Source organism: Leclercia sp. LSNIH8 (assembly GCF_002920195.1).
In the GTDB taxonomy this organism is placed as follows: Bacteria; Pseudomonadota; Gammaproteobacteria; order Enterobacterales; family Enterobacteriaceae; genus Enterobacter.
Genome location: NZ_PQJY01000004.1, coordinates 105441 through 120409, shown reverse-complemented (window position 1 = coordinate 120409; position 14969 = coordinate 105441). Strand labels below are relative to the sequence as shown.

General features: G+C 60.4%; 9 protein-coding genes. 7 read left to right on the top strand and 2 right to left on the bottom strand.

Annotated elements, in window-relative coordinates; translation table 11 throughout:
• Positions 1-92: 92 nt before the first annotated feature.
• The 7 genes from yegD (at position 93) to baeR (ending at position 12613) form a co-directional block, all read left to right on the top strand.
• Positions 93-1445, top strand: coding sequence for a molecular chaperone (gene yegD / locus C3406_RS12550; RefSeq protein ID WP_103825070.1), 1353 nt, complete (start codon positions 93-95; stop codon positions 1443-1445).
• Between the two features lie 195 nt (positions 1446-1640).
• Positions 1641-2873, top strand: coding sequence for an MdtA/MuxA family multidrug efflux RND transporter periplasmic adaptor subunit (locus C3406_RS12545; RefSeq protein WP_103825069.1), 1233 nt, complete (start codon positions 1641-1643; stop codon positions 2871-2873).
• Complete coding sequence (locus C3406_RS12540) at positions 2873-5998, top strand: MdtB/MuxB family multidrug efflux RND transporter permease subunit (RefSeq protein ID WP_103825068.1); 3126 nt, start codon at positions 2873-2875, stop codon at positions 5996-5998. Before C3406_RS12545 ends, C3406_RS12540 begins: the two co-directional genes overlap by 1 nt.
• Positions 5999-9076 carry a multidrug efflux RND transporter permease subunit MdtC gene (mdtC, locus tag C3406_RS12535; protein WP_103825067.1) on the top strand — a complete coding sequence of 1026 codons (3078 nt, stop codon included), beginning with the start codon at positions 5999-6001 and terminating at the stop codon, positions 9074-9076.
• Positions 9076-10491 carry an MFS transporter gene (gene mdtD, locus C3406_RS12530; protein ID WP_103825066.1) on the top strand — a complete coding sequence of 472 codons (1416 nt, stop codon included), beginning with the start codon at positions 9076-9078 and terminating at the stop codon, positions 10489-10491. Before mdtC ends, mdtD begins: the two co-directional genes overlap by 1 nt.
• Positions 10488-11891, top strand: a complete 1404-nt coding sequence (gene baeS / locus C3406_RS12525) for an envelope stress sensor histidine kinase BaeS (protein ID WP_103825065.1) — start codon at positions 10488-10490, stop codon at positions 11889-11891. Before mdtD ends, baeS begins: the two co-directional genes overlap by 4 nt.
• The gene (baeR, locus tag C3406_RS12520; protein ID WP_103825064.1) at positions 11888-12613 is read left to right on the top strand and encodes an envelope stress response regulator BaeR; all 726 of its coding nucleotides are present in this window, start codon (positions 11888-11890) and stop codon (positions 12611-12613) included. Before baeS ends, baeR begins: the two co-directional genes overlap by 4 nt.
• 37 nt (positions 12614-12650) lie before the next feature.
• Here baeR and C3406_RS12515 read toward each other — a convergent pair whose 3' ends face one another.
• Together C3406_RS12515 and C3406_RS12510 are read right to left on the bottom strand one after the other, a co-directional pair.
• Positions 12651-13394, bottom strand: a complete 744-nt coding sequence (locus C3406_RS12515) for a MerR family transcriptional regulator (RefSeq protein ID WP_103825100.1) — start codon at positions 13392-13394, stop codon at positions 12651-12653.
• A 114-nt stretch (positions 13395-13508) separates the two neighbouring features.
• The gene (locus C3406_RS12510) at positions 13509-14729 is read right to left on the bottom strand and encodes a diguanylate phosphodiesterase (RefSeq protein ID WP_103825063.1); all 1221 of its coding nucleotides are present in this window, start codon (positions 14727-14729) and stop codon (positions 13509-13511) included.
• Between the last annotated feature and the right edge of the window lie 240 nt (positions 14730-14969).

The window sequence follows — 14969 nt, the reverse complement described above, 5'->3', positions numbered from 1 at the left end:
CGCCCCCTGCGCCTTGCTTTCATATTCCAGTTGTCGCCAGCCTGACATTTCGCTACAGTCTCGCCCCTTCTCAATGGCATGGGGACGCTGAAGTGTTTATCGGATTTGACTATGGCACCGCCAACTGTTCAGTTGCGGTGATGCAAAACGGGCAGCCGCAGCTGCTGAAAATGGAAAACAACAGCACGCTGCTGCCGTCGATGCTCTGCGCACCGACCCGCGAGGCGGTGAGCGAGTGGCTGTACCGCCACCATCAGGTTCCGGCTACCGGTACGGAAACCCAGGCGCTGCTGCGTCGGGCGGTGAGCTTTAACCGCGATGAAGATATCGAGGTCACCCCGGGCAGCGTGCAGTTCGGTCTGTCGTCGCTGGGTCACTACATTGAAGATCCGGAAGAGGTCTACTTCGTTAAGTCACCAAAATCCTTCCTCGGCGCCAGCGGCCTGAAGCCGCAGCAGGTAGCGCTGTTTGAAGATCTGGTCTGCGCCATGATGCTGCATATTCGCCAGCAGGCCCAGACGCAGCTGACGGATACGATCGCCCAGGCGGTGATTGGTCGGCCAATTAACTTCCAGGGGCTGGGGGGCGATGAAGCGAACCAGCAGGCGCAGGGGATTCTGGAACGTGCTGCGCAGCGTGCCGGGTTCCGCGACGTGGTGTTCCAGTATGAGCCGGTTGCCGCCGGTCTCGATTTTGAAGCGACCCTGAACAGTGAAAAACGGGTACTTGTCGTGGATATCGGCGGCGGGACCACCGACTGCTCGCTGCTGCTGATGGGCCCGCAGTGGCACCAGCGCCAGGATCGCGAGAGCAGCCTGCTGGGGCACAGCGGCTGTCGTATCGGCGGTAACGACCTGGACATCGCCCTGGCCTTTAAGAGCCTGATGCCGCTGCTCGGCATGGGCGGGCAGACCGAAAAAGGCACCGCCCTGCCAATTCTGCCGTGGTGGAACGCGGTAGCGATTAACGATGTGCCAGCGCAAAGCGATTTCTACAGCGTCGCCAATGGCCGTTTTCTTAACGATCTGATCCGTGACGCCCAGGATGGCGAAAAAGTGGCGCTGCTGCATAAAGTGTGGCGTCAGCGCCTGAGCTACCGGGTGGTACGTAGCGCCGAAGAGAGCAAAATTGCCCTCTCCGAGGCCGCAGAACACGCCGTAACGCTGCCGTTCATCAGCGATGAGCTGGCGACAGCCATCAGCCAGCAGGGGCTGGAGGCGGCGCTGGCGCAGCCGTTACAGCGCATCCTCGAGCAGGTGCAGCTGGCACTGGATAACGGCAACGAAAAGCCGGACGTGATCTATCTCACCGGGGGTAGCGCCCGTTCGCCGCTGATCAAAAAAGCGCTGGCGCAGCAGCTGCCGGGCATCCCGATTGCCGGGGGCGATGATTTCGGCTCCGTCACCGCCGGGCTGGCGCGCTGGGCGCAGGTGGTCTTCAGCTAGGGTGGAAATGCCGGGTGTCGTTTGTGTAGGCCGGGTAAGGCGCAGCCGCCACCCGGCACGCAGACCGCACCGGCCTTGCCCCGCGCCATTCGGACAATTCCAGACAGTCTTTCATATTTCCTCCATTTTTCCGCTCAATTGCCTCACTAAACTAGTATTATTTTCCGCACTGTTTCAGGACGAGAACATATAACGATGAAAGGCCGCAATAAATCCCGCTGGGTAATCGCCGCTGGCATCATTGTGGTGGCCCTTGCCGCCGCGTGGTACTGGCATCAACACGCTTCGGCTCCTGCCGGTGCATCCAGCCAGGCGCAGCGCCCGGCAGGCGGTGGACGCCACGGGATGCGCGGCGGTGCGCTGGCGCCAGTGCAGGCCGCCACCGCGGTCAGTAAATCCGTGCCGCGTTATCTCTCCGGGCTCGGCACCATTACCGCCGCCAACACCGTCACCGTGCGCAGCCGCGTCGACGGGCAGCTTATCGCCCTGCACTTCCAGGAAGGACAACAGGTAAAGGCTGGCGATCTGCTGGCTGAAGTCGATCCCAGCCAGTTCAAGGTTGCGCTGGCCCAGGCCCAGGGACAGCTGGCTAAAGATCAGGCCACCCTCGCAAATGCCCGTCGGGATCTGGCCCGTTATCAGCAACTGGTGAAAACCAACCTCGTCTCCCGCCAGGAGCTCGACGCCCAGCAGGCGCTGGTGAGCGAAAGCATGGGAACCATTAAGGCAGACCAGGCCGCCGTCGCCAGCGCGCAGCTCCAGCTCGACTGGAGCCGCATCACCGCCCCTATCGACGGGCGGGTGGGGTTAAAACAGGTGGATATCGGCAACCAGATCTCCAGCGGCGATACCACCGGGATCGTGGTGCTGACTCAGACCCACCCTATCGATCTGGTCTTCACCCTGCCGGAGAGCGATATCGCCACCGTGATCCAAGCGCAGAAAGCGGGTAAAAGCTTAACCGTGGAGGCCTGGGATCGGGCCAACAAGCAGAAGCTCAGCGACGGCACCCTGCTGAGCCTCGATAACCAGATCGACACCACCACCGGTACCATCAAGCTGAAAGCGCGCTTCAACAATCAGGACGATGCCCTGTTTCCGAACCAGTTTGTTAACGCCCGCATGCTGGTCGCTACCGAAGAGAATGCGGTGGTGATCCCAACGGCAGCGTTGCAAATGGGTAACGAAGGCAACTTCGTCTGGGTGCTGAACAGTGACAACAAGGTCAGCAAGCACCTGGTGAAACCGGGCATTCAGGACAGCCAGAGCGTGGTGATTGCCGCCGGACTGTCGGCAGGCGACCGCGTGGTAACTGACGGCATCGACCGTCTGACCGAAGGGGCCAAAGTGGAAGTGGTTGAAGCCCACGCCGACACCCCTGCCCAGCCAGCCAAACGCGAACATAAAAAACAGGGAGAGAACGCCTGATGCAGGTGATGCCCCCGAGCTCTACAGGCGGGCCGTCGCGTCTGTTTATTCTGCGCCCTGTCGCCACCACCCTGCTGATGGTGGCGATCCTGCTGGCGGGGATCATTGGCTACCGCTTCCTGCCGGTCTCCGCCCTGCCGGAAGTGGATTACCCCACCATTCAGGTGGTGACGCTCTACCCTGGCGCCAGCCCGGATGTCGTGACCTCGGCCATTACCGCCCCGCTGGAGCGCCAGTTTGGACAGATGTCGGGCCTGAAGCAGATGTCCTCCCAAAGCTCCGGCGGCGCGTCGGTGGTGACGTTACAGTTCCAGCTCAGCCTGTCGCTGGATGTTGCCGAGCAGGAGGTGCAGGCCGCCATCAACGCCGCCACCAACCTGCTGCCGTCTGACCTGCCTAACCCGCCGGTCTACAGCAAGGTGAATCCGGCGGATCCGCCGATTATGACCCTCGCCGTCACCTCCTCCGCCATGCCGATGACCCAGGTCGAAGATATGGTAGAAACCCGCGTGGCGCAGAAAATCTCCCAGGTCTCCGGCGTCGGGCTGGTGACCCTCTCCGGCGGCCAGCGCCCGGCGGTTCGCGTTAAGCTCAACGCCCAGGCGATCGCCTCCCTGGGGCTGACCAGCGAAACTATTCGCACCGCCATCAGCAACGCCAACGTTAACTCGGCGAAAGGCTCCCTCGATGGCCCAACCCGGGCGGTGACCCTTTCCGCCAATGACCAGATGCAGTCCGCGGATGAGTATCGTCAGCTGATTGTCGCCTACCAAAACGGGGCGGCGATCCGCTTAGGGGATGTCGCCACCGTCGAGCAGGGGGCAGAAAACAGCTGGCTTGGGGCGTGGGCCAACAAGCAGCAGGCGATTGTGATGAACGTCCAGCGCCAGCCGGGGGCGAATATCATTGATACCGCCGACAGCATTCGCGCCATGCTGCCCACCCTTATCGACAGCCTGCCAAAATCGGTGAGCGTTAAGGTGCTGTCGGATCGCACCACCAACATTCGCGCCTCGGTCAGTGATACCCAGTTTGAGCTGATGCTGGCGATTGCGCTGGTGGTGATGATCATCTACCTGTTCCTGCGCAACGTTCCGGCGACCATCATTCCCGCCGTGGCGGTGCCGCTGTCGCTGGTGGGCACCTTTGCGGTAATGGTATTCCTCGACTTCTCGATCAATAACCTGACGCTGATGGCCCTGACCATCGCCACCGGCTTTGTGGTGGATGACGCCATCGTAGTGATCGAAAACATCTCCCGCTATATCGAAAAAGGTGAAAAACCGCTGGCGGCAGCGCTAAAAGGCGCAGGCGAGATCGGCTTTACCATTATCTCGCTGACCTTCTCGCTGATTGCGGTGCTGATCCCGCTGCTGTTTATGGGCGATATCGTCGGGCGTCTGTTCCGGGAGTTTGCGGTGACGCTGGCGGTGGCGATTTTAATCTCGGCGGTGGTGTCGCTCACCCTGACGCCGATGATGTGCGCCCGCATGCTGAGCCATGAATCCCTGCGCAAGCAGAACCGCTTCTCCCGTGCCTCGGAGCGGATGTTCGAGCGGATTATTGCCGCTTACGGACGCCTGCTGGCCAAAGTGCTGAACCATCCGTGGGCGACCCTCGGCGTGGCGCTGGGTACCCTGGCGTTAAGCGTGCTGCTGTGGGTGATGATCCCGAAAGGCTTCTTCCCGATCCAGGATAACGGCATTATTCAGGGTACGTTGCAGGCGCCGCAGTCGGTTTCGTTCGCCAGCATGGCCCAGCGCCAGCAGGCGGTCTCCGACGTGATCATGAAAGATCCGGCGGTGGAGAGTCTGACCGCGTTCGTCGGCGTTGATGGCACCAACCCGTCCCTCAATAGCGCTCGCCTGCAGATCAACCTCAAGCCGCTGGACGATCGCGACGACCGGGTGAACACGGTGATCGACCGACTGCAAAATGCAGTGGCGAAGGTGCCTGGCGTGGAACTCTACCTGCAGCCGACGCAGGATCTGACCATCGATACCACGGTAAGCCGCACCCAGTATCAGTTCACTCTACAGGCCACCAGCCTCGACGCGCTCAGCACCTGGGTGCCGCAGCTGGTGGATGAGCTGCAGCAGTTGCCGCAGCTCTCGGATTTGAGCAGCGACTGGCAGGACAAAGGCCTGGCGGCGTATATCAACGTCGATCGCGACAGCGCCAGCCGGCTGGGCATTAGCATGGCGGATGTGGATAACGCCCTGTACAACGCCTTCGGCCAGCGCCTGATCTCCACCATCTATACCCAGGCTAACCAGTACCGGGTGGTACTGGAGCACGATACCCGGCAGACGCCGGGGCTGGCAGGGCTGGACTCGATTCGCCTGACCAGCAAAGATGGCGGAATTGTGCCCCTGAATGCAATTGCCAAAGTGGAAGAGCGCTTTACGCCGCTTGCGGTGAACCATCTGGATCAGTTCCCCTCCACCACCATTTCGTTTAACGTCCCGGACGACTACTCGCTGGGCGAAGCGATTCAGGCCATTACCGATACGGAAAAACGTCTCAGCTTCCCGACCGATATCCAGACCCACTTCCAGGGCAGTACACTCGCCTTCCAGGCGGCGCTCGGGAGCACCATCTGGCTGATCGTGGCCGCGGTGGTGGCGATGTACATCGTGCTGGGGGTGCTGTATGAGAGCTTTATTCACCCCATCACCATCCTCTCGACCCTGCCCACCGCGGGCGTGGGTGCGTTGCTGGCGCTGATGCTGGCGGGCAGCGAGCTGGATGTGATTGCGATCATCGGCATTATCCTGTTGATCGGCATCGTCAAGAAGAACGCCATCATGATGATCGACTTTGCCCTCGCCGCCGAGCGCGAGCAGGGCATGCCGCCGCGGGAGGCAATCTATCAGGCCTGTCTGCTGCGTTTTCGTCCGATCCTGATGACCACCCTCGCCGCGCTGCTTGGTGCCCTGCCGCTGATGCTCAGCACCGGGGTCGGGGCCGAACTGCGCCGTCCGTTAGGGATTGGCATGGTGGGCGGTCTGCTGGTGAGCCAGGTGTTAACCCTGTTTACCACGCCGGTGATCTACCTGCTCTTTGACCGCCTGGCCCTGTGGAGCAAAAGCCGTTTCCCGAAACGTGAAGAAGAGGAGGCGTAAGTGAAGTTTTTCGCCCTCTTCATTTACCGCCCGGTGGCGACGATTTTAATCTCTATCGCCATCACCCTCTGCGGCGTGCTCGGCTTCCGGCTGCTGCCGGTGGCCCCGCTGCCGCAGGTGGATTTCCCGGTGATCATGGTCAGCGCCTCGCTCCCCGGTGCCTCCCCGGAGACGATGGCCTCGTCGGTGGCTACGCCACTGGAGCGCTCGCTGGGGCGCATTGCCGGGGTCAACGAGATGACCTCCAGCAGCTCCCTCGGCAGCACGCGCATCATTCTGGAATTTAACTTTAACCGCGACATCAACGGCGCGGCGCGCGACGTGCAGGCGGCGATCAACGCCGCGCAAAGCCTGCTCCCGAGCGGCATGCCGAGCCGTCCGACCTACCGCAAAGCCAACCCGTCCGATGCGCCGATTATGATCCTGACGCTCACCTCGGACACCTACTCCCAGGGGCAGCTGTACGACTTCGCCTCCACCCAGCTGGCGCAGACCATCGCCCAGATTGAGGGCGTGGGCGATGTGGACGTTGGCGGCAGCTCCCTTCCCGCGGTGCGCGTGGGGCTCAACCCGCAGGCGCTGTTTAACCAGGGCGTCTCGCTGGACGACGTACGCAGCGCCATCAGCAACGCCAACGTGCGCAGGCCGCAAGGGTCGGTGGAGGATGGCAGCCGTCGCTGGCAGATCCAGACCAACGACGAACTGAAGACCGCGGCGGAATATCAGCCCTTAATCATCCACTACAATAACGGCGCGGCGGTGCGCTTAAGCGACGTGGCGAGCATCACCGACTCGGTGCAGGACGTGCGCAACGCCGGGATGACCAACGCTAAGCCCGCCATTTTGCTGATGATCCGCAAACTACCGGAAGCCAACATCATCGAGACGGTGAACAGCATTCGCGCCCGTCTGCCGGAGCTGCAGGAGACCATTCCGGCGGCCATCGATCTGCAGATTGCCCAGGATCGCTCCCCCACCATTCGCGCCTCGCTGGAGGAAGTAGAGCAAACGCTGATTATCTCGGTGGCGCTGGTGATCCTGGTGGTATTTCTCTTCCTGCGCTCCGGGCGCGCCACGCTGATCCCGGCGGTGGCGGTCCCGGTGTCGCTGATTGGCACCTTCGCCGCCATGTACCTGTGCGGCTTTAGCCTCAACAATTTGTCCCTGATGGCCCTGACCATCGCCACCGGCTTTGTAGTGGATGACGCCATCGTGGTGCTGGAGAACATCTCCCGCCACCTCGAAGCGGGGATGAAGCCGCTGCAGGCGGCGTTGCAAGGCTCGCGTGAGGTGGGCTTTACGGTGCTCTCCATGAGCCTCTCCCTGGTGGCGGTATTCCTGCCCCTGCTGTTGATGGACGGACTGCCGGGGCGTCTGTTACGGGAGTTTGCGGTCACGCTGTCGGTGGCGATCGGTATATCGCTGCTGGTGTCGCTGACGCTCACGCCGATGATGTGCGGCTGGATGCTGAAACGCAGCCCACCGACGTCGCAGCCGCGCAAACGGGGCTTTGGCCGGATGCTGATGGCGTTGCAGTCGGGCTACGGTAAATCGCTGCAGTGGGTGCTGAACCACACCCGGATCGTCGGGCTGGTGCTGATCGGCACCATCGCCCTCAACGTCTGGATGTATATCACCATTCCGAAAACTTTCTTCCCGGAGCAGGACACCGGGGTGCTGATGGGCGGCATCCAGGCCGACCAAAGCATCTCCTTCCAGGCGATGCGTGGCAAGTTGCAGGATTTCATGAAGATCATCCGTGAAGACAAAGCCGTGGATAACGTCACCGGCTTTACCGGCGGCTCGCGGGTCAACAGCGGGATGATGTTTATTACCCTCAAGCCCCGCGAGGAGCGTAATGAAACCGCGCAGCAGGTGATCGACCGCCTCAGGGGCGCGCTTTCGAAAGAGCCGGGAGCGAATATGTTCCTGGTGGCGGTGCAGGATATCCGCGTGGGCGGGCGTCAGTCGAATGCCAGCTATCAGTACACCCTGCTGTCGGACGATCTGGCGGCCCTCAGAGAGTGGGAGCCGAAGATCCGCAAGGCGCTGGCGGCGCTGCCGGAGTTGGCGGACGTTAACTCCGACCAGCAGGACAACGGCGCGGAGATGGCCCTGACCTATGACCGCGAAACCATGTCGCGGCTGGGCATTGATGTTAGCGCCGCCAACAGCCTGCTGAATAACGCCTTCGGCCAACGGCAGATCTCGACCATCTATCAGCCGATGAACCAGTACAAGGTGGTGATGGAGGTCGATCCCCGCTATACCCAGGATATCAGCGCCCTGGGTAAGATGTTTGTGATTAATAACGACGGCAAGGCGATTCCGCTCTCCTACTTTGCCCGCTGGCAGCCTTCGAACGCGCCGCTGTCGGTCAACCATCAGGGGCTGTCGGCGGCCTCGACCGTGTCGTTTAACCTGCCAACCGGCAAATCCCTCTCGGAAGCCAGCGACGCCATCAACCGCGCCATGACCCAGCTTGGCGTGCCGTCCACCGTACGCGGCAGCTTTGCCGGCACCGCCCAGGTGTTCCAGGAGACCATGAACTCGCAGGTGATCCTGATTCTGGCGGCCATCGCCACGGTCTATATCGTGCTTGGGGTGCTCTATGAGAGCTACGTCCATCCGCTGACTATTCTCTCCACCCTCCCCTCGGCGGGCGTAGGCGCGTTGCTGGCGCTGGAGCTGTTTGGCGCCCCGTTCAGCCTGATTGCGTTGATCGGTATTATGCTGTTAATCGGCATCGTGAAGAAAAACGCCATCATGATGGTCGACTTTGCCCTGGAGGCGCAGCGCAACGGCAACATGACGCCGCAGGAGGCGATCTTCCAGGCCTGCCTGCTGCGTTTTCGCCCGATTATGATGACCACCCTGGCAGCGCTGTTCGGCGCTCTGCCGCTGGTGATCTCCAGCGGGGATGGCGCGGAGCTGCGCCAGCCGCTGGGGATCACCATTGTCGGCGGGCTGGTGATGAGCCAGCTGCTGACGCTCTATACCACCCCGGTGGTCTATCTGTTCTTTGATCGCTTACGGGTGCGTTTTTCACGTAAACAGAAAGAGACGGTAAACGGCTAATGACGGATCTCCCCGCTAACGTTCGCTGGCAGCTATGGATTGTCGCCTTCGGCTTCTTTATGCAGTCGCTGGATACGACGATCGTCAACACTGCCCTCCCCTCCATGGCGAAAAGCCTGGGGGAGAGCCCGCTGCATATGCATATGGTGATTGTCGCCTACGTGCTGACGGTGGCCGTGATGCTGCCCGCCAGCGGCTGGCTGGCGGACAAAGTGGGGGTGCGCAATATCTTCTTTACCGCCATCGTGCTCTTTACCGCAGGCTCCCTGTTCTGCGCCCGGGCGGAGACGCTCAACGAGCTGGTGATGGCCCGGGTGCTACAGGGCGTCGGCGGCGCGATGATGGTGCCGGTGGGCAGGCTGACGGTGATGAAGATCGTCCCGCGCGAGCAGTACATGGCGGCGATGACCTTCGTCACCCTCCCCGGCCAGGTGGGGCCGCTGCTGGGCCCGGCCCTTGGCGGGGTGCTGGTGGAGTATGCCTCCTGGCACTGGATCTTTCTCATCAACCTGCCGGTGGGCATTATCGGGGCGATTGCCACCCTGATGTTGATGCCGAACTACAAAATGCAGACCCGACGTTTCGATCTGGGGGGCTTTTTCCTGCTGGCGGCGGGGATGGCGACCCTGACCCTGGCGCTGGACGGGCAAAAGGGGCTGGGGATCTCCTCCCTGGCCCTCGCCGGGCTGGTGACCATCGGCGTGCTGTCGATTCTCTGGTATCTGTGGCACGCCCGGGGCAACGACCGGGCGTTATTCAGCCTGACGCTTTTTCAGAACACCACCTACCGGCTGGGGCTGCTCGGCAGCCTGGCCGGACGCATCGGCAGTGGGATGCTGCCATTTATGACTCCGGTCTTCTTACAGATCGGCCTCGGCTTTTCGCCGTTCCACGCCGGGCTGATGATGATCCCGATGGTGCTCGGCAGCATGGGGATGAAGCGCATTGTCGTGCAGGTGGTCAACTACTTCGGTTATCGCCGGGTACTGGTCGCCTCCACGCTGGGGCTGGCGCTGGTGAGCCTGCTGTTTATGGGCGTTGCGCTGCTGGGCTGGTACTACATTCTGCCGCTGGTGCTGTTCTGCCAGGGGATGATCAACTCTATCCGCTTCTCCTCCATGAACACCCTGACGCTGAAAGATCTGCCCGATGAGCAGGCGAGCAGCGGCAACAGCCTGCTGTCGATGATCATGCAGCTGTCGATGAGCGTGGGCGTGACGATTGCCGGGCTGCTGCTGGGCATGTACGGGCAGCATCAGCTCACCGCCGACAGCGCCGTCGTCCATCAGGTGTTCCTCTATACCTACCTGAGCATGGCGTTGATTATCGCCCTGCCGGCCTTTATTTTCGCCCGGGTTCCGGATGATACCAGCAAGAATGTCGTCATCAGGCGGCGCAAAAGGAGTGAACGATGAAGTTCTGGCGACCGGGTATCACCGGCAAGCTATTTCTGGCTATTTTCGCCACCTGTATGGTCCTGCTGATCACCATGCACTGGGCGGTGCGGGTCAGCTTTGAGCGCGGCTTTATTGACTACATCAAACACGGTAACGAGCAGCGTCTGCAGGGCCTGAGCGATGCCCTGGCCGAGCAGTACGCCCTGCACGGCAACTGGCGTTTTTTACGCAACAATGACCGCTTTGTCTTTCAGATCCTGCGCTCGCTGGAGCACGACACTGACGACGATCGCCCCGGTCCCGGCATGCCGCCCCACGGCTGGCGTACCCAGTTCTGGGTGATCGACCAGGAGATGCGGGTGCTGGTCGGCCCGCGGGCTCCGGTGCCGCCGGACGGCACGAAGCGGGCCATCACCGTCAACGGCGCGGCCGTCGGCTGGGTGATCGCCTCCCCGGTCGAGCGGCTGACGCGCAATACCGACATCAATTTTGATCGACAGCAGCGTCAGACCAGCTGGCTGATAGTGGCGCTTTCCACCCTGCTGGCGGCGCTGGCGACCTTCCCGCTGGCGCGCGGCCTGCTGGCCCCGGTTAAACGGCTGGTGGACGGTACCCACCAGCTGGCTGCGGGGAATTTTTCCACCCGCGTCGATACCCGCAGCCAGGACGAGCTGGGCAAGCTGGCTCAGGACTTTAACCAGCTCGCCAGTACGCTTGAGAAGAACCAGCAGATGCGCCGGGATTTTATGGCTGATATCTCCCACGAGCTGCGTACCCCGCTGGCGGTGCTGCGCGGCGAACTGGAGGCGATTCAGGATGGCGTACGCAAGTTCACGCCTGAGTCCGTCGCCTCTTTACAGGCGGAAGTGGGCACCCTCACTAAACTGGTAGAGGATCTGCATCAGCTGTCGATGTCCGACGAAGGAGCGCTGGCCTACCAGAAAGCGCCGGTGGATGTGATCAACATTCTGGAAGTCGCCAGCGGCGCCTTCCGGGAACGCTTTGCCAGCCGCGACCTGCGCATTGAGCTTTCGCTGCCGGAGAACGCGGTGGTGTTTGGCGATCGCGACCGGCTGATGCAACTGTTCAACAACCTGCTGGAAAACAGCCTGCGCTATACCGATGCGGGCGGCGCGCTGCGTATTTCCGGCAAATGTGAAGATCACCGCTTTGCGCTGACCTTCGCCGACACCGCGCCCGGCGTCTCTGACGACCAGCTCAACAAGCTGTTTGAACGTTTTTATCGCACCGAAGGTTCCCGCAACCGCGCCAGCGGCGGCTCCGGGCTGGGGCTGGCGATCTGCGTGAACATCGTTGAAGCCCACGGCGGCACCCTCCGCGCCGCCCATTCGCCTTTTGGCGGGGTTAGCATTACAGTAGAGCTACCGCTGGAACGCGATTTATCGAGAGAAGTATGACTGAATTACCCATTGACGAAAACACACTCCGCATCCTGATTGTGGAGGATGAGCCTAAACTTGGGCAGTTATTAATCGACTATCTGCGGGCGGCGAGCTATGCCCCGTCGCTTATCAGCCACGGCGATCAGGTCCTGCCATATGTACGCCAGACCCCACCGGATTTGATCCTGCTCGACCTGATGCTGCCAGGCACCGACGGCCTGACCCTGTGCCGCGAAATCCGCCGCTTCTCTGAAGTGCCGATTGTCATGGTGACCGCCAAAATCGAAGAGATTGACCGCCTGCTGGGGCTGGAGATTGGCGCGGATGATTACATCTGCAAGCCCTACAGCCCGCGCGAAGTGGTGGCCCGGGTGAAAACCATTCTGCGCCGCTGCAAACCGCAGCGCGAGCTGCAGGCGCTGGATGCCGAAAGCCCGTTAATCATCGACGAAGGCCGTTTCCAGGCCAGCTGGCGCAGCAAGCTGCTGGATCTGACGCCCGCCGAGTTTCGCCTGCTGAAAACCCTGTCGCACGAGCCGGGCAAAGTGTTCTCCCGCGAGCAGCTACTGAACCACCTGTACGATGACTACCGGGTGGTGACCGACCGCACCATCGACAGCCATATCAAAAATCTGCGCCGCAAGCTCGAAGCGCTGGATGCCGACCAGTCATTTATTCGCGCAGTGTATGGCGTGGGTTATCGCTGGGAAGCGGATGCGTGCCGGATTGGCGGATGAAGGGGAAAAATGTTACCCGCTGCGGCGGGTAATGGCATCAGACAGCCTCAGCTGCCCCATGTGCCGTAATGATATAACCCTGCTTTTGCCAGTGCTCCAGCTGCTGGCGCTGTGCGTCCGATAAGGTTTTACCCGCCCAGACGAGGATATGTTGTCCGGGGAAGAACTCCGGGTGAGGTAACTCAAGAGGTTCAGCAAAGACGTTGATGCGCCAACCCCGTTGCGAAAGGCGCCACGCCTCCAGCCACAAACGGGTACGATCCTCCACACCCCAGCCAATCAGTAACGCATCCCTGCCCGCTTTGGTGCGCGATTCGGTCAGGCTGCTCACCGCCTGCTCAATCAGGATACCGTCCAACAGGCTGCCCATGGCGCGCGCGGTGGCGTGATCAAGACTGAGCGTTTCCCGCACGGGGATAAACACATGATCGACCAACGCATCTACTGAGTGGTGCTGACAAAATACCGCGATCTGCGCGCGTGATTTTGCCGGGCTGACCTGGCGCAGCGTGCCAATCATCTCTTCCTGCAGAACACGCCAGTCTCCCGGCTCGGCGGGTTTATCCCCATCAAGGAGGGCTTTGACCTTACCAACCGGTACGCCACGTTCAATCCAGCGCTTGATCTCCTCAATGCGCTGTAGATCGTCATCATCAAATTGACGATGTCCGCCTTCACTGCGCTGCGGTTTGAGCAGGCCATACCGGCGCTGCCATGCCCGCAGGGTGACGGGGTTGATGCCGCAGCGTTCTGCGACATCGCCTATACTGTAAAAGGCCATCGCTTCCTCATACATGATCGATATATTCATTGTTCAAGGTAACGAATCTTACCGGGCTGTACAACTCGTTATATTGTACAACAGAATTGTATCATTGCCCGGTGAAGGCTAGCGCTAAATCTCCTCGCGCGGCTCAGGCCACGAAACTGGCGGGATGCCGGCCAGTTCAGGGTGAGCAAACAGATGCCCCTGGAACTGCGAAACGCCGGCAGATTCGAGCCACATCCACTCTTCTGGCAGCTCAACACCCACCGCGGAGATCAATATTTCCAAAGCTGTACAACATTTGATAATCGCGAGCACGATCGCCTGCCGTGGACCACTCTTGTGCACGTCGCGGATCAGGTCCCGGTTGATCTTAATCCGGTCTGGCTGAAACTGCGCCAGCAGCAACAGGCCGGCAAACCCTCCACCGAAGTGGTCGATCGCCACGCCGATGCCCGCCGCTTTTAATTCACGCACCGCACCGGTAAACGCATCCAGACGGGAGATGACTTCATGCTCGGTGAACTCCACCACAATCTGCTCGGGCACCAGCCCGTGAGCCTCTATCTCCTGAATGAGATAGCTGACAGCGTTGGGGATATTGACCAACGTCATCGGTAAAAGGTTCACTGACAGGCTCTGTTCCCCCAGCCCCAGTGCGCTTGCCATCGCAAAGGCGACGCTTTTGCTTTTAAGGTCAGCTTCGTAGATGGCATCTTCCTCCAGCCCCGCAAACCAGTGCTGGGCAGAGCCCCCTTCCGGGGTGCGGACCAGGGCTTCAAGGGAGACAATTTCACGAGCCAGCGGATCGATAATCGGCTGGAACGCGAAGTTGCACGAGTCACTGTAACGCCCCGACAGAGCACGTACGCTGGGCGCCACAGTGTCCGGGACAAAGACCCAGTGATCCCCTGACGGTAGCTCAAAGTAGTTCTCTTTCTCACTCTCTTCGACGAAGGTTCTGAAGAAGTGCAGCGCCCTGTCGTTATAGGTCATCTGGTACTTTGTGGTGCCCTTATCCAGGACGTTTTGCAGCACCTCGTGGCGGTCATAGTGCCGTAAATCAAACAGTTCCATGCCGTATTTACCGAAACGTCGGGCGGGGGAGTAATCGCACAACAGTTCCACCACGTTGTGGTGACGCGGATCCTCACAAATCGCGCCGTAAATAGCTCTTACATTCTCCTCAGGTCCTTCGAGCAGCTGAAAAAAGAGCTTGCCAGTAAACAGAAGAATCCCGCTAACGCCGGCTTCTCTGTTTTTTACATTTGCTGCAACAACCATGTCTTCCAGCATAGTAACCGGTACGTCGTCACGAAGGTGACTACGGTAAATGATGGTAGTGAGCATAGGGTTTCCAATAAGAGGAGGTGAATGAATGTCCACAGTATCAGATGGTTGGCTTTACGTCTTATAAGCCTGCCCGGACGGAGCGGTATCCGTCACCTGTACCCGCCATAACGCCGTTAATGGTCGGAAATGTACAACGTTTTAAGCTTATTTTACAAAATAAATTCTATGCAACGCATTGAATATTAATACTTAGCACATAATGATCAAAATATATTTGTTAACTTGTACAATTAGTAT